The organism is Nocardia lasii, from assembly GCF_042658545.1.
Taxonomy (GTDB): Bacteria; Actinomycetota; Actinomycetes; order Mycobacteriales; family Mycobacteriaceae; genus Nocardia; species Nocardia lasii.
The window spans coordinates 19133-37252 of record NZ_JBHSQN010000018.1 but is presented as its reverse complement, the minus strand read 5'-3'; the positions used below and the strand labels follow the sequence as shown (position 1 = coordinate 37252).

The following is an 18120-nucleotide window of genomic DNA, read 5'->3' as shown; positions in this document are numbered from 1 at the left end:
CGCACGGTTTTCGGCCCGCCTCGCATCCGAGGGGCGAGACGTAACGCCGAAGGCGAAGTATCGTCCCTCGGGTGCGAGGCCCGCCAGGGCCGAAAACCCCGCGGCGCCAGCCGCCAAATAACACAGGAGTGTTGTGCAGCCCGGAGAAGGTTTCGATATGCAGGCACTGCTTGCGCAGGCTCAGCAGATGCAGCAGGCGGTGATGCAGGCCCAAGCCGAGCTCGCCGAGACCGAGGTGGCCGGGCAGGCCGGTGGTGGTCTGGTGCAGGCCACGATCAAGGTCAGCGGTGAGGTGACCGCGCTGACGATCGATCCGAAGGTGGTCGATCCCGACGATGTCGACGGGTTGCAGGATCTGGTGATCGGCGCGATCAATGACGCGATGGCCAACGCGCAGCAGCTCGCGGCCGAGCGGCTGGGTCCGTTGTCGCAGGGTCTCGGTGGCGGCGGTTCGCTGCCCGGTCTGCCCGACTTCTGATGTATGAGGGGCCGGTTCAGGATCTGATCGACGAGCTGGGCAAGCTGCCCGGTGTCGGTCCGAAGAGCGCGCAGCGCATCGCTTTTCACCTGTTGCAGGTGGAGCCGCCGGAGATCGACCGGTTGCAGGCCGCGTTGCAGAAGGTGCGCGACGGGGTGCAGTTCTGTGTCGCGTGCGGCACGGTCGCCGATGGTGAGCTGTGCCGGATCTGTGCCGACCCGCGCCGCGATCGCACGATGATCTGTGTGGTCGAGGAGCCCAAGGATGTGCAGGCGATCGAGCGCACCCGCGAGTTCCGTGGTCGCTACCACGTGCTCGGTGGTGCGCTCGATCCGCTGAGCGGGGTGGGTCCCGATCAGTTGCGGATTCGGGAGTTGTTGACCCGCATCGGCAATCAGGTCGACGGGGTCGATGTGAGCGAGGTGATCATCGCGACGGATCCGAACACCGAGGGCGAGGCCACGGCCACCTATCTGGTGCGGATGCTGCGCGATTTCCCGGGGCTCACCGTGACCCGGTTGGCCTCTGGCCTGCCGATGGGCGGGGATCTGGAATTCGCCGACGAGCTGACGTTGGGGCGCGCGCTGTCGGGGCGGCGCACCCTGTAGTCCTAGAGTTCGACCCGGCTCCAGGTCGCGATGTCGTCGATGGGTTTGTTGTTGGCCCAGTCCCAGATGATGCGCGCGACCTGCGCCGGATCCTCGAGCGTGGTGCCGAAGTGGCGGTCGGGGGAGCCGTCACGGTATTCGAGGGTGAAGGGGCCGCCCGGGTCGCGGTAGGTCTGGATGTAGCGCTGTTCGCCCTGTTCGACGATCAGGTACGGGTTCGGGTCGGTGAGCCCGGCGACCCAGCGGTGCGCCAGTTCCTCGGTGAGATACGGGAATTCGCCCGCGCCGCCGTGGGTGACGTTGATCGGCAGGTGCCCGGCCGGGTCGATCAGCCAGGTCAGCTGGGGGTCGTAGACGGCGTAGCCGCGCGGGGTGGCCAGGTCGAAGAGCAGGTTGCGCACGAAGCCGATGGCGTCGTAGGGCGAGGGGATGTAGAGCGTCTCGCCGCTGGGGCCGCCGACCGCGTCGACGCTGAGGAACGAGTCGTCCACCGGTAGTTCGGCGTTGCGGGCGTTCAGTTCGGCCGCGATCTCGGCGATCGCGTCGGACTCGGGCAGACCCTCCTGCGCGGCCAGGTAGTCGTCGATCTCCTCGACGGTGCTCGCGACGCCGGACGGCAGCAGGATGTGGTCATAGCTCACAGCACATGACTCTAGCGGCTGGCGCTATTACCACCGTGTTTCCAAAGTGGTGCCAGTCGGAAACTCAGGTTTCGTCGGCCCACGCGGGGTCGGTGGTCTGTGGTCAACTGGGTGCATGGGCATCAAGGTGTCGCTCGAGCACCGCACGGCATACTCCTTCGATCGTCTCGTCGAGGTGCATCCGCACGAGGTGCGGTTGCGTCCCGCGCCGCATTCGCGGACCCCGATCGAGGCCTACTCGTTGGAGGTGTCGCCGGCCGAGCACTTCGTCAACTGGCAGCAGGACGCGTTCGGTAATTTCGTTGCGCGCCTGGTCTTTCCGAATCCGACGAAGGAGTTGTCGATCACCGTCGGGTTGATCGCCGATCTCGAGGTGGTCAATCCGTTCGACTTCTTCATCGAGGATTACGCGGAGTTCTTCCCGTTCGCCTATGACGCCGCGCTGGCGGAGGATCTGGCGCCGTACCTGCGTCCGGTGGACGAGGACGGGCCCGGGTCGGGGCCGGGGGAGTTGTTGCAGGACTGGGCGCGGGTGCACAAGCCGCAGGGGCGCATCAGGATCATCGACTACCTGGTGGAGTTGAACTACGCGCTGCGCAACGCGGTGGATTACACCGTGCGCATGGAGGCGGGCGTGCAGTCGCCCGATCACACGCTGCGTTCGGCGCTCGGTTCGTGCCGTGACTCGGCCTGGTTGCTGGTCGGGGTGCTGCGTGAGCTGGGGTTGGCCGCGCGGTTCGTGTCCGGGTACCTGGTGCAGTTGACCTCCGATGTCCCCGCGCTGGACGACGGTCCGTCGGGCCCGACGGCCGACTTCACCGACCTGCATGCCTGGACCGAGGTGTACCTGCCCGGCGCGGGCTGGGTGGGGATGGATCCCACTTCCGGTCTGTTCGCCGGTGAGGGGCACATTCCGCTCGCCGCCACCCCGCATCCGGGCGCGGCCGCGCCGATCACCGGGGCCACCGGGATCACCGAGGCCACCCTCGAGTTCAGCAATGTGGTGCGGCGGATCCACGAGGATCCTCGGGTCACGCTGCCCTACACCGAGTCCCAGTGGGAGCGCATCATCGCCTCCGGCGCCGCGATCGACGCGCGCATGGCGGCGGCCGATGTGGGTTTGACGATGGGTGGCGAGCCGACGTTCGTCTCCATCGACGATCAGATGAGCGCGCAGTGGACCACCGACGCCGACGGCCCGCACAAGCGCGAACGCGCGGTCGAACTGGCCGACCGGCTCCGCGCGATCTACGCCCCGAACGGCATCGTGCAGTACCGGCAGGGCAAGTGGTACCCCGGAGAACCGTTGCCGCGCTGGGAGATCGCGATCGCCTGGCGCGCCGACGGGGAACCGATCTGGAAGCGCCAGGACCTGCTCGCCGACCCGTGGACGCCGGTCTCCCAGCGTTCACTGGTGGCCAGGGAACCGGTGCACCACAACGGATACGCGCCCGCCGGTGCCGAGGTGGCCTCGGCCGTCGTGGCGCTCGGCCTGGCCGATGACGACGACGCCGCCGCGCTCGATGACCGCCCCGGTGCGGCCGACGCGGTGTCGGTGCTGGACGCGCCGCGCGTGTCCGAGGTGCTCGACCGGGTGAGCGGGCCGGTGGACATGGTCGCGGTGTTCGACTCGCGGCGTCGGGTCGGAGGCGGGCAGGTCGCCGCGGCGGTGGTCGCGCTGGGACTGGCCGACGAGGACGAGGCGTACGGGTCGAGCGATATCGGTGCGCTGGACATGGTCGATCCGGCCGGGGTCGGTGATGTGGCCGCCGCCGTGATCGCGCTCGGTCTCGGTGACGGGATCGACGCGCCCGGTGAGGTATTCGGGGCAGTCGCGCCCGATAGGAGTTCGGTGGCCGCCGCGGTGGTCACCTTGGGACTGGCCGACGAGGACGAAGCGGACGAGGGTGAGTTCGGTATCGAGGCGGCGGGTTCGACGGATCCTCTCGAGATCGCGGACCCGGGCGAACCTGATGTCGCGGTGCGGGATTCGGATGAGATCGAGGGGGAGTCGGGGGAGTTCCTGGATCCGGGGGAGCCGGTTGTCGCGGTGGAGATTCAGGTCGAAGCCGAGGAGGCCGGTTCGGCGGAGGAGTCCGAGCCGCTGGTCGAGGTGGCGGGGTTCGGGGTGGTCGAGTTCGAGGACGGGCCGGTGCTGATCGACGAGCCCGGTGAGTTGGTGGCCGCCGAGCAGCGGCAGCCTGCCGAGAGTCAGCAGGCCGGGGCCGATGCGGGCGGGAATGTGCGGCCGGCGAAGAAGGCGTCGAAGCGGGAGGCCAAGGCCGCGGAGAAGGCGGCCAAGAAGGCGAAGGCCGCGCGGAAGGCGGTGGGGAAGAAGAAGTTGCGGGGGAAGAAGGCCAAGGCGGCGGCGAAGGAGGCGTCGAACAAGCAGCGAACCGAGTCGCCGCAGCAGAACGCCGCCGTGCGCACCCGGGTGCAGCCGAACAACACCGCCGCCGGGGTGCTGCCGGATCGCGCGCCGGCCGCCGATATCGACGCGGCGCGGGCCCTGATCGCCGAGATCGCCGGGACCCTGGGCCTGCCGGAAGGTCAGGTGCGACCCGCGTTCGAGGACCCGCTGGCCCGCCTGGCCGCCACGGTGAGCGCGCCGTTCGGCGATCCGCCGGTGGCCGATATCGATCCCGAGGAGGATTCGCCGGAGATCCGGCAGGTGCTGCTCGAGAAGTTGGAGCAGTCGGTCGACCGCCCTGCGGCCTATGTCCTGCCGATTCACCGGCGGGCCGACGGCGCGGGGTGGGCCAGTGCCGACTGGCAGCTGCGTCGCGGTCGCGGCGAGGAGGGCCCCGGCCGGATCGTGCTGGCCGACGGCGATTCCCCTGCGGGACTTCGCCTTCCGATCGGGTCGGTGTCCTGGTATGCCCCGCCGATCGTGCCCGACGCCGATCCGCTGTACCAGAAACCGTTGCGCGAGAAGCGGATCGAACCGCCGGCCGCGGTGGAGTCGGCCGATTTCACGCCGACCACCGCGCTGGTCGCCGAGGTCAGGGAGGGGCGGCTGCACGTGTTCCTGCCGCCGGTCGCCGAACTCGACGACTTCCTCGACCTGATCGCCAAGGTCGAAGCAGCGGCGGCGGCGATCGACCAGCCGGTCGTGCTGGAAGGTTACGCACCGCCGAACGACGCTCGGCTGCATACCTTTTCGGTGACGCCCGACCCCGGCGTGATCGAGGTGAACATCATGCCGACCAAGTCGTTCGCCGAACAGGCCGACGTGCTGAGCACCCTCTACGAGCAGGCCCGCCTGGCCCGCCTGAGCACCGAGTCCTTCGACGTCGACGGCACCCACGGCGGCACCGGCGGCGGCAACCACATCACCCTCGGCGGCATCACCCCGTCACGGTCGCCGCTGCTGCGCCGCCCGGACCTGCTGATCTCCATGCTCACCTACTGGCAGCGCCATCCCGCGCTGTCGTACCTGTTCTCCGGTCGTTTCATCGGCCCCACCTCGCAGGCGCCCCGCGCCGACGAGGGCCGCGAGGGCGCGCTCTACGAGCTCGAGATCGCCTTCGCCGAGGTCGCCCGGCTCACCGCCGAGCAGTCCCCGGGTGCCACGCCGTCGGAGATCCAGTCCTCGCCGTGGCATATCGACCGGGCGCTGCGGCACCTGCTCACCGACCTCACCGGCAACACCCACCGCGCCGAGTTCTGCATCGACAAGCTCTACAGCCCCGATTCGGCCCGTGGTCGACTCGGCCTGCTGGAACTGCGCGGGTTCGAGATGCCCCCGCACTTCCAGATGGCGATGGTGCAGTCGCTGATGGTGCGCGGCCTGGTCGCCATGTTCTGGGACAAGCCGTTGCGCGCGCCCCTGATCCGCCACGGCGCCAACCTGCACGGTCGCTACCTGTTGCCGCACTTCCTGATGAACGACATCGCCGAGGTGGCCGCCGACCTGCGCGCGGCGGGCGTCGACTTCGACACCGCCTGGCTCGACCCGTTCACCGAGTTCCGGTTCCCGCGCATCGGCACCGCCATGATCGGCGAGGTGGAGCTGGAACTGCGCGGCGCGATCGAACCGTGGCTCACCCTGGGTGAGCAGACCACCGGCCAGGGCACCGCCCGCTATGTCGACTCCTCGGTGGAGCGGTTGCAGGTGCGGGTGGTCGGCGCCGATCGCGGCCGCTATGTCCTGACCTGCAACGGGATGCCCGTACCGTTGTTGGCCACCGACAAGTCCGATGTGCAGGTGGCGGGCGTTCGCTACCGGGCGTGGCAGCCGCCGAACTCGCTGCACCCCTCCATCACGGTCGACGCGCCCCTGGTGTTCGACCTGGTCGACGTGGCCACCGGCCTGTCGCGCGGCGGCGCCACCTACCACGTCGTGCACCCCGGCGGCCGGGCCTACGACGACGCCCCGGTCAACGCGGTGGCCGCGCAATCGCGGCGCAATCGGCGATTCGAAGCGGCCGGTCATACCGTGAATCCGAGGGATCCGGCCGAACTGCGTGCGAAGATCGCGGCACAGTCGACCGATGTCGGCGCACCGGGCATCCTGGATCTACGCCGCGCACGCACCGTGTGGGGCCGCTAGTCGCACAGTCCCCGGTCGGGTGGTCGGCACGCGGACCGATCTGGTGAAGTAGTGAGCTAGACGTCAGTTGTTCTGGGGTTCGCGGCCGTCCCCGGATTCCGGACTGACGGCGCGATGACGCGCAGCGACTGAGCGGAGGAGGGAACAGTTGAGTTACCAGGGGCCGCAGACTCCCGCGGCGCCGGCCGCCAGTCGAGCGCAGCTCGCCGAGCAGTTCGCGCGGTATCGGGCCGAGGGCAAGACAGGCGCGCGCTTCGACGAGTGCGGCAGGCCGACGACCGGCTACTACGACGAGTTGGTCGACGGTCGTGGGCGGGTGCGGTCCATGTGGGCGGAACTGTCCGCCGACTTCATCGACCACGGGATCGGTGGGATCGACCGGATCGATCACCGCGTGCGCCGCAAGATCGAGGACGACGGCGTCACCTACACCGAGGTCGGCCTCGGGGGCGACGACGACACCGCGATTCCGCAACCCTGGCGCCTTGACCCGATTCCGCTGCTGGTCTCCGCCGAGGACTGGACCCGCCTCGAAACCGGGCTGGTCCAGCGTTCGCGGGTGCTCGACGAGGTCCTCACCGATGTCTACGGCCCACGCAGGCTGCTCGGTTCGGGTCTGCTGCCGCCGGAGCTGGTGTTCGGCAACACCGGGTATGTGCGGGCCGCGCACGGGATCACGATCCCCGGCACCCACCAGCTGTTCCTGCACGCGTGCGATATCAGCCGGTGGAGCGACGGGCAGTTCCGCGTGCTGGCCGACTGGGCGCAGGCGCCCTCGGGCGCCGGCTACGCCCTGGCCGACCGGCGCGTGGTCTCCGAGGCCATCCCGGAGGCCTTCGAACACGCGGGTCCGCGCCCGCTCACCCCGTTCGCCAGGGCCATGCGGTTGATGCTCGAGGAAGCCGCGCCGGAACTGGCCGACGGGGAAGAGCCCGTCGTGGTGGTGCTCAGTCCCGGCTCGCACTCCGAAACCGCGTTCGACCAGGCCTATCTCGCGCAGATGCTCGGGTTCCCGCTCGTCGAGAGCGCCGACCTGGTGGTGCGTGACGGCGCGCTGTGGATGCGCTCGCTGGGAAGTTTGGAGCGGGTCGATGTGGTGTTGCGCCGCGTCGACGCCGAGTTCTCCGACCCGCTGGACCTGCGCCCGGACTCGCGCCTCGGCGTGGTCGGACTCGTCGAGGTGCTGCGGCGCGGGGCCGTGACGGTGGTCAACACGCTCGGCAGCGGGCTGCTGGAATCGCCCGCGCTGAGCCTGTTCCTGCCGCGCATCGCGCGCTCGGTGCTGGGCGAGGACCTGCTGCTCGAGGCGACCCCGTCGTACTGGGGCGGCGACGACACCCAGCGTTCGCACCTGGTCTCGCACGTCGGTGACCTGGTGCTTCGCTCCACCGTCGACGGTTCGACCATCTTCGGACCCAGCCTGTCCTCGGCCGAACGCACCGATCTGGCCGCTCGGATCGAGGCCGAGAAGTGGAAGTGGATCGGGCAGGAACCGGCCGAGTTCTCGGTCGCGCCCGCGGTGGAACTGTCCGGGTTGGCGCCCGCGCCGGTCGGGATGCGGTTGTTCTCGCTGGCCCGGCGCGGGGGCTACACGGCGATGTCGGGTGGACTCGGCCAGCAGCGGATGCGGCTGGAACCGACCCGCAGCGTGATCAAGGTGGCGGCCAAGGACGTGTGGGTGCGCGCGGCTCCGGCCTCGGTGCCCGCCGTGGGTGCCGAAGCGCCGCCGGAGGAGCGGTTGCGTCGGGCGGTGCCGGTGGTCGAGGCGATCAGTTCGCCGCGTGTGCTCAACGACCTGTTCTGGATGGGCCGCTACAGCGAACGCGCCGAATCGGTGGTCCGCCTGCTCGCCGCCACCCACGACGTCTACCAGGACTTCCGCTACCGCCCCTGGCTCGACGGCGCCGAAGCGCTACCGATCCTCCTGCGCGCCCTGTCGATCACCACCGGCACGATCGCGCCACAGTCGGTGCTGCCCAACGGAATCGGGCTGACCGGACTCGTATCGATCGATGCGGACTTCGATGATGCCGATCTGGTCGATGCGGTGGGGGAGGGGGATCCTGTTGGACAGAGCCAGTCCCAGGGGCAAGGTGGCCAAAACCAGTCCCAGGGAGAGGGCGGCCAGAGTCAGTCCCAGGGGCAGGGCGGACAGGGCCAGTCTCAGGGGCAAGGCGGACAGGGCCAGTCCCAGGGACAGGGTGGACAGGGCCAGTCCCAGGGACAGGGTGGACAGGGACAAGGCGGACAGAGCCAGTCCCCGGGGCAAGGCGGACAGAGCCAGTCTGTGCAGGCCGAAGGCACTGAGCAGGACGGGCTTTCCGGGGTAGCGGACCAGCACGCCGAGGACAGCGATGCCGAGGGCCTGGAATCCGAGGAGGATCAGGTCGAGGCGCCGTGGGAGCGGGCGGGGACCAGCGCACTCGCGCGGGCCCTTCGCACCACGGGCGTGACGGCGGAGCGGGGGATCGAGCCCGAGCCGGAAGCGGAGCCCACGGTGGCGCGGACCAGGCAGTCGCAGGGTCAATTCACCCATCGGGCAATGGATTCCAGCGGGCCCGACGGTGTTGCCGCGCGGCGGGCCGTGGCGGGGGCCTCGGCGGAGGGGTTCCAGTATCTGGCCGCGCTGACCGGGAATCGGGAGCTGGCGGGATCGCTGTCCTACGCGGTGGACCACTACGGGTCCGCGGCCAGGTCGGTGCGCGATCAGCTCTCCGGTGACACCTGGATGATCGTCGGTGCGATGGATCGCGCGCTGGCCGAATTCCGCAGTGCCAGTTCCGAACAGGAGACCGCGCTCTCGGCGGCGCACTCGCAGACGCTGTCGGCGTTGCTGGCGCTGTCGGGCATCGGCGCGGAATCGCTGGTGCGCGACTCCGGCTGGTACGTCATGGATATCGGCAAGCGCATCGAGCGCGGGCTCGCGGTGACGGCGCTGGTGAATGCCACCCTGGGCAAGCAGAGTTCGGCCGAGGCGCAGGGTGTGGTCGCCGACGCGGTGCTGGCCGCGACCGAGTCGGCGGTGAGTTACCGTCGCCGCCACCGTGGTTCGGCCCATGTGGCCGCGCTGGCGGGGCTGCTGCTGTTCGACGCGGGCAATCCGCGCTCGCTGATCTACCAACTCGACCGCCTCGAGGCCGACTTCCAGGCGCTGCCGGGCGGTTCGGTGGCCTCGCGGTCGCAGCGGTTGCTCGCCGACGCCCAGCGCATGCTGCGCCGCGTCGACCCGGCCGATCTCGAGGTCGCCGACGAGGACGGGGTACGGACCGAACTGGTGGAACTGCTGGAAGGGGTGCACTTGCGCCTGCGCAAGCTGTCCGAATCGTTCGAGACATCCAAACTCGCTGTGCCCCTTGGTATTCAGCCGCTGTGGGGCAATACCAGGATGGTCGGATGACCCGGCGATACATGGTGGTGCACCGCACCACCTACAGCTATTCCGACGAGGTGACCAGCTCCTACGGGCGCGCCTACCTCACCCCGCGCGAATATCTCGGGCAGCGCACGCTCGAGCACGAGATCTACATCGACCCGGTCCCGTCGGACCGCTCGGTGGGCACCGACGTGTACGGCAACACCACCACGTACTTCCACGTCACCGCCGAGCACCGCAACCTCGAGGTCACCGGCGAGACCCTGATCGATGTCGAGGGCGCGCACCCGTCGACCATGCCCGGCGCCGACATGCCGTGGGAGCAGGCCCGCCCGAGCGCCGCCACCGGCCCGCTCGCCGTGGAGTTCACCCTCGACCTGCTCCCACCCGAGATCACCCCCGAGGTCGTCGCCTACGCGCAGGAGAGCTTCCCGCCCGGTCGCCCCCTGCTCGAGGCCGTCACCGAACTCAACACCCGCATCCACCACGACTTCCAGTACCGCTCGGGTTCGACCACCGTGAGCACCAGCGTGGCCGATGTCTTCGTCGCCCGCGAGGGCGTGTGCCAGGACTTCGCCCGGATCGGCGCGGCCTGCCTGCGCTCGCAGGGGCTGGCCGCGCGGTACGTGTCCGGCTACCTCGCCACCGACCCGCCGCCCGGCAAGGAACGCATGGTCGGCGTGGACGCCACGCACGCCTGGGCGGCGGTGTGGCTGCCCGGCCTCGACGACACCGACCGCACCGGCCGCTGGATCGCCTTCGACCCCACCAACGATCAGTTCGCCGACGAACGCTATGTCACCGTCGCGTGGGGTCGCGATTATCAGGACGTGCCGCCGCTGCGTGGCATCATCTATACCGATGCCAAGCAATCCACAATCAAGGTCTCGGTCGATGTAGCTCCGGTGGAGGTGTAGTCCGTGCGTGATTTCGTCTGCCCGAATTGCGGTCAGCAGTTGGCCTTCGAGAATTCGGTGTGCCTATCGTGCCGCAGCGCACTGGGTTTCAGCGTGCGCGAACGCGCGCTGGTGGTGATCGGGGATCCGCCCAGTGACGAGGCGGTCGATCACGCGGCGGGCGTGGTGGACGGTGATCGCTTCCGGCTGTGCGACAACCTGCATGTGGCGCAGTGCAATTGGATCGTCGACGGCGCCACCGACGGCCCGGCGCTGTGCCTGTCGTGCCGACTCACCCGGACCAGGCCCAACGACGCCGACAAGGCCGGGCTGGCCGCCTTCGCCGATGCCGAGAAAGCCAAGCGCCGCTTGATCTTCGAGCTGGTCGAGCTCGGGCTGCCGATCACGAGTCGAGACGAGGATCCCGCCTTCGGGCTGGCCTTCGATCTGCTGTCCAGCCGCGACAAGGGCGTGCTCACCGGCCATATCAACGGCGTGGTGACCCTGGACCTGGCCGAGGCCGACGACCCGCATCGCGAACAGTTGCGCATCGAGATGGCCGAGCCCTACCGCACCCTGCTCGGTCACTTCCGGCACGAGACCGGCCACTACTACTTCTCGGTCTTGGTCGCCGACGACGCCGCGCTGCACCGCTTCAAGGAACTGTTCGGCGATCCCTACGCCGACTATCAGGCCGCGCTGGACCGGCACTACTCGCAGGGCGCGCCGCGTGGTTGGAAGCGCGACTACGTCTCCTCCTACGCCACCATGCACGCCGCCGAGGACTGGGCCGAGACCTTCGCCCACTACCTGCACATCCGCGACACCCTCGACACCGCGGCCTCGTTCGGGCTGGCGCCGGCCGGTGCCACGCTGGATCGGCCGCAGGTGGGGCGCGCGGGTTTCGACAAGATCATCGAGTTGTGGTTGCCGCTGGCCTGGTCGTTGAACATGGTGAACCGCTCGATGGGGCGTGACGATCTGTATCCGTTCGTGCTGCCCGAGCGGGTGCTCGAGAAGATGCGCTTCGTCCACGATCTGTGCACGAGCAGTACCGCTTCGGCGCCGGAGATACTGACCACGGCGTAATAGTTTGCGCGATTCCGCTGCGACGGCGGTCACAAGTAGCTACTCTCCGAGTTTGAGACCGAAGCGTCTCAATCCGGCCGGTACGTCGGCCCGGAACGCTCGACGAGGATGGCTATGAACTCTCCCCTGGTATCGATCGGCCTGCCGTTGGCCCTGGCCGTGATCATGTTCGGCCTGGGGCTCTCGCTCACCGGCGCCGACTTCGCCCGCATCGCCAAGACGCCGCGCGTGGTCGCCATCGCGCTGGCCTGCCAGCTGCTGGTGCTGCCGGCCGCCGCGTTCGGGTTGGTGCTGGCCTTCGATCTGTCGCCGATCCTCGCGGTCGGCATGATGCTGCTGGCCGCCTCGCCCGGCGGGACGACCGCGAACCTGTTCAGCCACCTGTTCCGTGGCGACGTGGCACTGAATGTGTCACTGACCGCGGTCAATTCGATCATCGCGGTGGTGACGGTCCCGGTGGTGACGAACTTCGCGCTCGGCTACTTCGAGCCCTCGGGCGAGGACGGCACGGTCGGGTTGCAGCTGGGCAAGGTGATCCAGGTGTTCGCCATCGTGCTCGTCCCGGTCGGACTCGGCATGCTGGTGCGTCGCTGGCGGGCCGATTTCGCCGACCGCATGGACAAGCCGGTCCGCATCGGTTCGGCCCTGACCCTGCTGCTGGTCATCGTCGGCACGATCTTCAGCGAGAGCAGCACCCTCGGCGAGTCCATCGCCGATGTCGGCGCCATCACCGTCGTGTTCTGCCTGATCAGCCTGACCGTCGGCTACTACCTGCCCCGCCTGCTCGGCGTCGCCGACCGCCAGGCCATCGCGTGCTCGTTCGAGATCGGCATCCACAACAGCACCATCGCCATCACCATCGCGATCAGCGTCCTCGACAGCACCGAGATGGCCATCCCCGCCGCGATCTACGGCGTGTTGATGTTCCCGCTCGCCGCCGCCTTCGGCTGGCTCATCACCAGGAAGAAGAGCCCGGTCGCGGTGAGCTGATCAGGGATGGGCGGCGTAGATGTGGTGGGCGAGTTCGTCGCGTAGGGCGGCGAACCCGGGGTGGGCGCGGAGGGTCGCGAAGTCGGCGTCGCCGGGGAAGTCGGGGGTGACGTCGTGGATGATGCGGCCGGGCGAGGTGCCCATCACCAGGATGCGGGTGCCGAGGAGGATGGCTTCCTCGATGCCGTGGGTGATGAACAGGACGGTCTTGCGGCGTTCGCGCCACAGGGTGCGCAGTTCGCGCTGGAGGCGTTCCCTGGTGAGGGCGTCCAGGGCGCCGAAGGGTTCGTCCATGAGCACGATGCCGGGGTCGTTGATCAGCACGCGGGCGATCTGGGCGCGCTGCTGTTGGCCGCCGGAGAGTTCGTAGGGCTTGCGGTCGCCGAGGTGCTCGAGGCCGACCAGTTCGAGCAGCCGTTGCGCGTCGGCGCGGCGCGTGGCCTTGGGCACCCCACGGACCTTCGGCCCGAACTCCACATTGCCGCGCACGCTCAACCACGGATACAGGTTGGCCTGCTGGAAGACCACGCCGCGGTCGGGATCGGGCCCGTCGACCACCCGATCACCCACCCGGACCGTGCCCGCGGTGGGCGGCAGGAAGCCCGCGAGAATATTGAGCAGCGTCGACTTGCCGCACCCGGAAGGGCCGATGACACAGACGAATTCGCCGGGTTCGATGGTGAGATCGGTCGGCGCGAGCACCACGGTGTCGCCCTCGGCGCCGGGGTAGGTCTTGCTCACCCCGGTCAACCGCACCCGCTCGGCATCGCCGGTCACCGGCCCCGTGGTCACGAGCCCGCGCCCGCCGCGGCCGTGGCGGAGATGCCGTCGCGGTACTGCTGCTCGGTGCCGACGGCGGCGATGCCGCCCTGGCTCAGCAGGAATCGCGCGGTGCCGGTGAGGTCGTCGGCGAAACCGCCGCCCAGGTATTTCGCCCCGGCCTGCTCGGCGGCGGACAGGTACACGTAGCCGGCCAGCTGCGGCACGACCTTGTCCGGCGCGATGCCCAACTGCGCGCCCAACGAGACCGCGGCCTCCTTCGGCTGGTTCTTCAGCTGGCCGATCGCGTAGTCCTGCGCCTTGGCCCATGCCGTGGCGAAGGCGGCGTTGTCGGCGAGGAACTTCTTGTCGGCGATGGCCACGTCGTAGGTCGGCGCGCCCGCGGCGGCGGTCTCGGCGCTGCTGGTGAGCACCGTGCCGCCCGCTTCGGTGAGCTTGGACAGCGTCGGATCCCACACCCAGGCCGCGTCGATCTGATTGCCCTGCCACGCACCGGGAATGGCGTCGGGGGCGAGGTTGATCAGGTCGACCTTGTCGGTGAGCCCGGCCTTGTCGAGCGCGGCGAGCAGGCTGTAGTGGGAGGTGGAGCCGAACGGGGTGGCGACCTTCTTGCCCACCAGACCCGACAGCGCGGTGATCGACTTGTCGCGCACCACCAGCGATTCCGAGGTGCCGATGACATCGTGGATCCACACCACCTGCACGGGCAGGTTCAGCGGGGCCGACAGGGCCTTGGTGGCCGGGCTGGAGCCGAGCGTGCCGATGTCGAGGCTGCCCGCGCCGAACGCCTGCACCACATCGGCGCCGGAGGCGAACTGGCTCCAGGTGATCTTCGCGTTGGGCAGGCACGCGCCGAGCAGGTTGCGGTCCTTGACCAGCAGGTCCGCGTTGGGGATGGCCTGGTAGCCGAGGCGGACGGTGCTGGTGACGCTCGGATCGGCGGCGAACGGGCAGCTCGCGGCCGCGCCGGTGTCCTCGCGGCCCGATTCCACGCAACCCGCGGTCACCGCGAGCACAGCGGACAGGGCGGCCGAGGTCGCGACGACCTTGCGCAGGGTGGATGTCATATCTTGCCTTTCCATGGAACAGCTTTGGTGCCGATGAACACGATCACCGCGTCGAGCAGCATCGCCGCCACGCCGATCACGATGATGCAGGCGATGGTCAGCGGCGTATTCAGTTGCGTGCCAGCGATATACGCCAGGCCGCCGATGCCGGGGATACCGTTGTTGAGCTCGGCCGCGACGACGGTGGTCCAGGCGAACGCGGTCGCGATGCGGATACCGCTGATCACGTTGGGCAGCGTGGCGGGTAGCACCACGCGCGAAACCACCTGTGCGCGACCGGCTCCCAGAGAGCGCGCGGCATTGAGGTAGTCCTGCTTGACGCCGAGCACGCCGTCGAGCGTCGCGATGGCGATGGGCGGGAAGGCGGCCAGGAACAGCAGCCAGATCTTGCTGGTGTCACCGATGCCGAACCACACGATCAGCAGGCCGATGTAGCCCAGCGGCGGCAGCGAGCGCAGGAAGTTCAGCACCGGCTCGGTGACCCACCGCACCGGCGCGACCATGCCCATCACGAACCCGACCAGCGGCCCGATCACGATCGCCGCGCCCACCCCGATCGCGATCCGCTGCAAGCTCGCCAGCAGGTGTTCCCACAGGTAGTAGTTCTGCTCGCCGACCACGAAACGGTCGACGCCCTCGGCGATCCGGTGGGTGGAGTTGGCGCGCACGAACGCGTCCCACACCGCGCGCGGCGACGGCAGATACAGCGGATCGACCAGTCCGACCGCCGTCACCCCGGTCCACCCGACCAGCACGATCGCCAACGCCACCAGCGCCGCCACCGTCGAACCGCCCCGACGCTTCGGCCGCCGCGGGCTGACCACGGGCTCGACCGTCCCGACCTCGGCCGTCACCACACCGGTCACCCCGGCCTCCTCACCTCTCGGTGCCGAGGGCTCTCACCTGGCACTGCAGGAGGTCGACGCTATCGGTGCAGGTAGGCCGAGCGGGAGGGTAAAAGTCGAGGTGAGCGAAATTCCGCGACCCGACGGGCTGGTAGACGCTGTGCGGGCGCTGGGCTAACCTATTAGCTAAGGAGGCGCCATGGCAGGGAGCGCGGCGGAACGGTTCAATATTCACGACGCGAAAACGAACCTGTCACGCATCATCGAGCGGGTGGAGCAGGGGGAGGAAATCGTGATCAGTCGTGCTGGAACTCCGGTTGCCAAGGTGGTGCCGTTGAGCCGCCAAGTCAATCGCACCGGGCGTGGTTCATTGCGTGGGCGGGTGGAATTGTCGGCCGACTGGGATTCACCGGAGACCAACGCCGACATCGCGCGCGACTTCGACGCATGAGCCTGCTGCTCGATACCCATGTGATCCTGTGGTGGCTGACCGACGACTCGACGCTCGATCCGGAGCTGCGAGAGCGTCTCGACCACGATCCCGACGTCTATGTCAGCGCGGCATCGGTCTGGGAGATCGCGATGAAGCAGGCTTCGGGAAAACTCACAGGTCCCGCCGACCTGCCCGAACGAGTGGTAGGCGGCGGGTTCCTGCCGCTGGCCATAGATGCCCGCCACACGATCGAGGCGGCCCGCCTGCCGATGATCCATCGTGACCCGTTCGACCGGATTCTGGTCGCCCAGGCTCGCTGCGAGGAGCTGACGCTGGTCACCCGCGACCCGTATTGCCTCCGGTACGAGGTCGATTCGCTGCGCTGCTGAACTCAGGCGCGCAGGCGTTCCTTGCGCAGGCGTTCGACCTCGGGGAGGTCGAGGGGGGCGAGGTCGGCTGCCGGGATACCGAGGGCCTGGGCGATGAGGAGGTCGGCCAGTTCTGGATTGCGGGCCAGGGCGGGGCCGTGCAGGTAGGTGCCGTAGACCGAGCCCTGGACCACGCCTTCGGTGCCGTCGCCGACGCCGTTGCCGACGCCGCGGGTGACCCGGGCCAGGGGGGCGGCGTCGGGGCCGAGAGTTGTGCCGCCGCGGTGGTTCTCGAAACCGGTGAGCGGGGCTGTCAGGCCGGGGATCAGCGGGGTGGTGGTCACTTCGCCGATGGCCCGGATGTCCTGGGGGGAGGTGGTCACGTCGAAAAGGCTGACGCCGTCGACCTTTTCGCCCGCCGAGGTCTCGTACCAGTTGCCGAGCACCTGGATGGCGGCGCAGATGGCGAGCACGGGGGCGCCCTTGGCGGCGGCCTGCTGTAGGCCGGGGTACTTCTGCAAATGGCGGGTGGCCAGGCGCTGGGCCGAGTCCTCCGCGCCGCCGAGGGTGTAGATGTCGAACGAATCGGGGACCGGATCGGCCAGGGTGATGTCGATGATCTCGGCGTCGTAGCCGCGCATCCGCAGGCGTTGCCGCAGGACAAGGGCATTGCCGCCGTCGCCGTAGGTACCCATCACATCGGGCAGCACCAGCCCGATACGAATCGTGGACTCGCTCACTTGCGGGCCTCCAGATCGCGGTTGAGATCGCGGAACGCGGTGTAGTTGGCCAGCACCTCGACGTGTCCGGGCGGACAGGAGGCGATGGCGCGCACGGGATCCGGGACGAGCGTGTGCTCCACCCCGGCGTAGGTCAGGCGCACGGCGAGGTCGGTGGCGCGTTCGCCCGAGGCGACCACCTGCACGCCCTCGAAGTGCTCGAAGCGCACGTCCCACAGCCACGACAGGTCCTCGCCGTCGGGCACCTGGCCGTTCACCGCGATCACCAGACCGGCCGAGGACGGCTCGATCATCGACAGCGCCTCCTGCCAGCCCGCCGGGTTCTTGGCCAGCAGCAGGCGGGCGTCGTGCGGGCCTACGTTGACGGTCCGGTAGCGGCCCGCGATCTCGCGCACGGTGCCGGTGGCGTCGGTCGCCTTGGACGGCTCGGCGCCCAGCGCCACCGCGGCGGCCACGGCCTGGGCCGCGTTGCCGCGATTCGCGCGACCGGGCAGCGCCAGGTGCAGGGGCGCGCGGAAACCGTCCGGGCCACACAGCTCTTCGCCCTCGAGCCACCACTGCGGCTGCGGGCGGTGGAAGTCGGCGCCGGTCGAACGCCAGTTCTCGCCCTCCCAGACGATCGGTTCGCCGCTGCGCGGGCAGCTGGTCGCGTCGACGGCCCAGCCGCTGCCCGCCGACACCCACACCACGTTCGGGTGGTCGTAGGCGATGGAGGCGACCAGCACGTCGTCACAGTTGGCGATCACGACCGTGTCGGGGTGGCGGGCCAGCCCGGCGCGCAGCTTGCGCTCGATCATGTTGATCTCGCCCACGCGGTCGAGCTGGTCGCGGCTGAGATTGAGCAGGACGACGGCGGTGGGGTCGAGCGCGTCGCTCACGTGCGGCAGATGCAGCTCGTCGACCTCGATCGCCGCCAACTCCACGCCGGGGTGCAGACCGAGCGCCGCGACGATGCCCGCGTCCATATTGGCGCCGTCGGCCTGCGTCGCGACCGCGCCGAGCGTGCTCAGCGCGGCGGTCGTCATCCTGGTGGTGGTGGATTTGCCGTTGGTGCCGGTGATCAGCACCGTGCGGCGGTTGCGGCCCAGCTGCGCCATGATCGACGGATCGATCTTCAGCGCGATCAGGCCACCGATCATCGAACCCTTGCCGCGACCCGCTTTCTGCGAAGCCCACGACGCCGCCGCCGCTGCTCGCAGGGCCAAGCGCCCGCGCACCGAGATGTCTGCCACGCCGCGAGTGTAGTGACGCGGTATTACG

At 69.2% G+C, this 18120-nt stretch carries 15 protein-coding genes; 9 read left to right on the top strand and 6 right to left on the bottom strand.

Annotation, left to right across the window (positions count from 1 at the left end; all coding sequences use genetic code 11):
- Nucleotides 1-133: 133 nt before the first annotated feature.
- Together ACFP3H_RS26290 and recR are read left to right on the top strand one after the other, a co-directional pair.
- Nucleotides 134-478 (top strand): YbaB/EbfC family nucleoid-associated protein, encoded by a 345-nt coding sequence (locus ACFP3H_RS26290; RefSeq protein WP_378609968.1) that lies wholly within the window; start codon nt 134-136, stop codon nt 476-478.
- The gene (gene recR, locus ACFP3H_RS26285; RefSeq protein ID WP_378609966.1) at nt 478-1086 is read left to right on the top strand and encodes a recombination mediator RecR; all 609 of its coding nucleotides are present in this window, start codon (nt 478-480) and stop codon (nt 1084-1086) included. The genes ACFP3H_RS26290 and recR overlap by 1 nt, the downstream gene beginning before the upstream one ends.
- 2 nt (nt 1087-1088) lie before the next feature.
- Here recR and ACFP3H_RS26280 read toward each other — a convergent pair whose 3' ends face one another.
- Nucleotides 1089-1727 carry a hypothetical protein gene (locus ACFP3H_RS26280; RefSeq protein WP_378609965.1) on the bottom strand — a complete coding sequence of 213 codons (639 nt, stop codon included), beginning with the start codon at nt 1725-1727 and terminating at the stop codon, nt 1089-1091.
- 115 nt (nt 1728-1842) lie between these two features.
- Between ACFP3H_RS26280 and ACFP3H_RS26275 the strand changes: the two genes are divergently transcribed.
- The 5 genes from ACFP3H_RS26275 (at nt 1843) to ACFP3H_RS26255 (ending at nt 12627) form a co-directional block, all read left to right on the top strand.
- Nucleotides 1843-6279, top strand: a complete 4437-nt coding sequence (locus ACFP3H_RS26275; protein WP_378609963.1) for a transglutaminase family protein — start codon at nt 1843-1845, stop codon at nt 6277-6279.
- Nucleotides 6280-6604: 325 nt separating this feature from the next.
- Nucleotides 6605-9676, top strand: coding sequence for a circularly permuted type 2 ATP-grasp protein (locus tag ACFP3H_RS26270; protein WP_378609971.1), 3072 nt, complete (start codon nt 6605-6607; stop codon nt 9674-9676).
- Complete coding sequence (locus tag ACFP3H_RS26265) at nt 9673-10569, top strand: transglutaminase family protein (protein WP_378609962.1); 897 nt, start codon at nt 9673-9675, stop codon at nt 10567-10569. The genes ACFP3H_RS26270 and ACFP3H_RS26265 overlap by 4 nt, the downstream gene beginning before the upstream one ends.
- Before the next feature lie 3 nt (nt 10570-10572).
- Nucleotides 10573-11637, top strand: a complete 1065-nt coding sequence (locus ACFP3H_RS26260) for a zinc-binding metallopeptidase family protein (protein ID WP_378609960.1) — start codon at nt 10573-10575, stop codon at nt 11635-11637.
- 114 nt (nt 11638-11751) lie between these two features.
- Nucleotides 11752-12627 carry a bile acid:sodium symporter family protein gene (locus ACFP3H_RS26255; protein WP_378609959.1) on the top strand — a complete coding sequence of 292 codons (876 nt, stop codon included), beginning with the start codon at nt 11752-11754 and terminating at the stop codon, nt 12625-12627.
- On the opposite strand, the gene ACFP3H_RS26250 is transcribed toward ACFP3H_RS26255, so the two are convergent.
- From ACFP3H_RS26250 to ACFP3H_RS26240, 3 genes are read right to left on the bottom strand one after another with little or no spacing between them, the layout of a single operon-like run.
- Nucleotides 12628-13419 carry an ABC transporter ATP-binding protein gene (locus tag ACFP3H_RS26250; protein WP_378609957.1) on the bottom strand — a complete coding sequence of 264 codons (792 nt, stop codon included), beginning with the start codon at nt 13417-13419 and terminating at the stop codon, nt 12628-12630. It abuts the gene before it with no gap.
- Nucleotides 13416-14474, bottom strand: a complete 1059-nt coding sequence (locus ACFP3H_RS26245; protein ID WP_378609955.1) for a taurine ABC transporter substrate-binding protein — start codon at nt 14472-14474, stop codon at nt 13416-13418. Before ACFP3H_RS26245 ends, ACFP3H_RS26250 begins: the two co-directional genes overlap by 4 nt.
- Nucleotides 14471-15256, bottom strand: a complete 786-nt coding sequence (locus ACFP3H_RS26240; protein ID WP_378609969.1) for an ABC transporter permease — start codon at nt 15254-15256, stop codon at nt 14471-14473. Before ACFP3H_RS26240 ends, ACFP3H_RS26245 begins: the two co-directional genes overlap by 4 nt.
- Nucleotides 15257-15518: 262 nt before the next feature.
- On the opposite strand from ACFP3H_RS26240, the gene ACFP3H_RS26235 reads away from it, so the two are divergent.
- Both ACFP3H_RS26235 and ACFP3H_RS26230 read left to right on the top strand, forming a co-directional pair.
- Nucleotides 15519-15770: a type II toxin-antitoxin system Phd/YefM family antitoxin gene (locus ACFP3H_RS26235; RefSeq protein ID WP_378609954.1), complete on the top strand. Its 252-nt coding sequence runs from the start codon at nt 15519-15521 to the stop codon at nt 15768-15770.
- The gene (locus ACFP3H_RS26230) at nt 15767-16141 is read left to right on the top strand and encodes a type II toxin-antitoxin system VapC family toxin (protein WP_378609952.1); all 375 of its coding nucleotides are present in this window, start codon (nt 15767-15769) and stop codon (nt 16139-16141) included. Before ACFP3H_RS26235 ends, ACFP3H_RS26230 begins: the two co-directional genes overlap by 4 nt.
- A gap of 2 nt (nt 16142-16143) precedes the next feature.
- On the opposite strand, the gene ACFP3H_RS26225 is transcribed toward ACFP3H_RS26230, so the two are convergent.
- Together ACFP3H_RS26225 and ACFP3H_RS26220 are read right to left on the bottom strand one after the other, a co-directional pair.
- Nucleotides 16144-16860 carry a type 1 glutamine amidotransferase gene (locus ACFP3H_RS26225; RefSeq protein ID WP_378609951.1) on the bottom strand — a complete coding sequence of 239 codons (717 nt, stop codon included), beginning with the start codon at nt 16858-16860 and terminating at the stop codon, nt 16144-16146.
- Nucleotides 16857-18092: a Mur ligase family protein gene (locus ACFP3H_RS26220; RefSeq protein ID WP_378609949.1), complete on the bottom strand. Its 1236-nt coding sequence runs from the start codon at nt 18090-18092 to the stop codon at nt 16857-16859. Before ACFP3H_RS26220 ends, ACFP3H_RS26225 begins: the two co-directional genes overlap by 4 nt.
- Nucleotides 18093-18120 lie beyond the last annotated feature (28 nt).

What these genes read in the sequence shown, in the direction of transcription:
- ACFP3H_RS26230 (WP_378609952.1), top strand. Translation starts at nt 15,767, where the DNA reads ATGAGCCTGCTGCTCGATACCCATGTGATCCTGTGGTGGCTGACCGAC.
- ACFP3H_RS26275 (WP_378609963.1), top strand. Translation starts at nt 1,843, where the DNA reads ATGGGCATCAAGGTGTCGCTCGAGCACCGCACGGCATACTCCTTCGAT.
- recR (WP_378609966.1), top strand. Translation starts at nt 478, where the DNA reads ATGTATGAGGGGCCGGTTCAGGATCTGATCGACGAGCTGGGCAAGCTG.
- ACFP3H_RS26235 (WP_378609954.1), top strand. Translation starts at nt 15,519, where the DNA reads ATGGCAGGGAGCGCGGCGGAACGGTTCAATATTCACGACGCGAAAACG.
- ACFP3H_RS26255 (WP_378609959.1), top strand. Translation starts at nt 11,752, where the DNA reads ATGAACTCTCCCCTGGTATCGATCGGCCTGCCGTTGGCCCTGGCCGTG.
- ACFP3H_RS26245 (WP_378609955.1), bottom strand. Translation starts at nt 14,474, where the DNA reads ATGACATCCACCCTGCGCAAGGTCGTCGCGACCTCGGCCGCCCTGTCC.
- ACFP3H_RS26270 (WP_378609971.1), top strand. Translation starts at nt 6,605, where the DNA reads ATGTGGGCGGAACTGTCCGCCGACTTCATCGACCACGGGATCGGTGGG.
- ACFP3H_RS26265 (WP_378609962.1), top strand. Translation starts at nt 9,673, where the DNA reads ATGACCCGGCGATACATGGTGGTGCACCGCACCACCTACAGCTATTCC.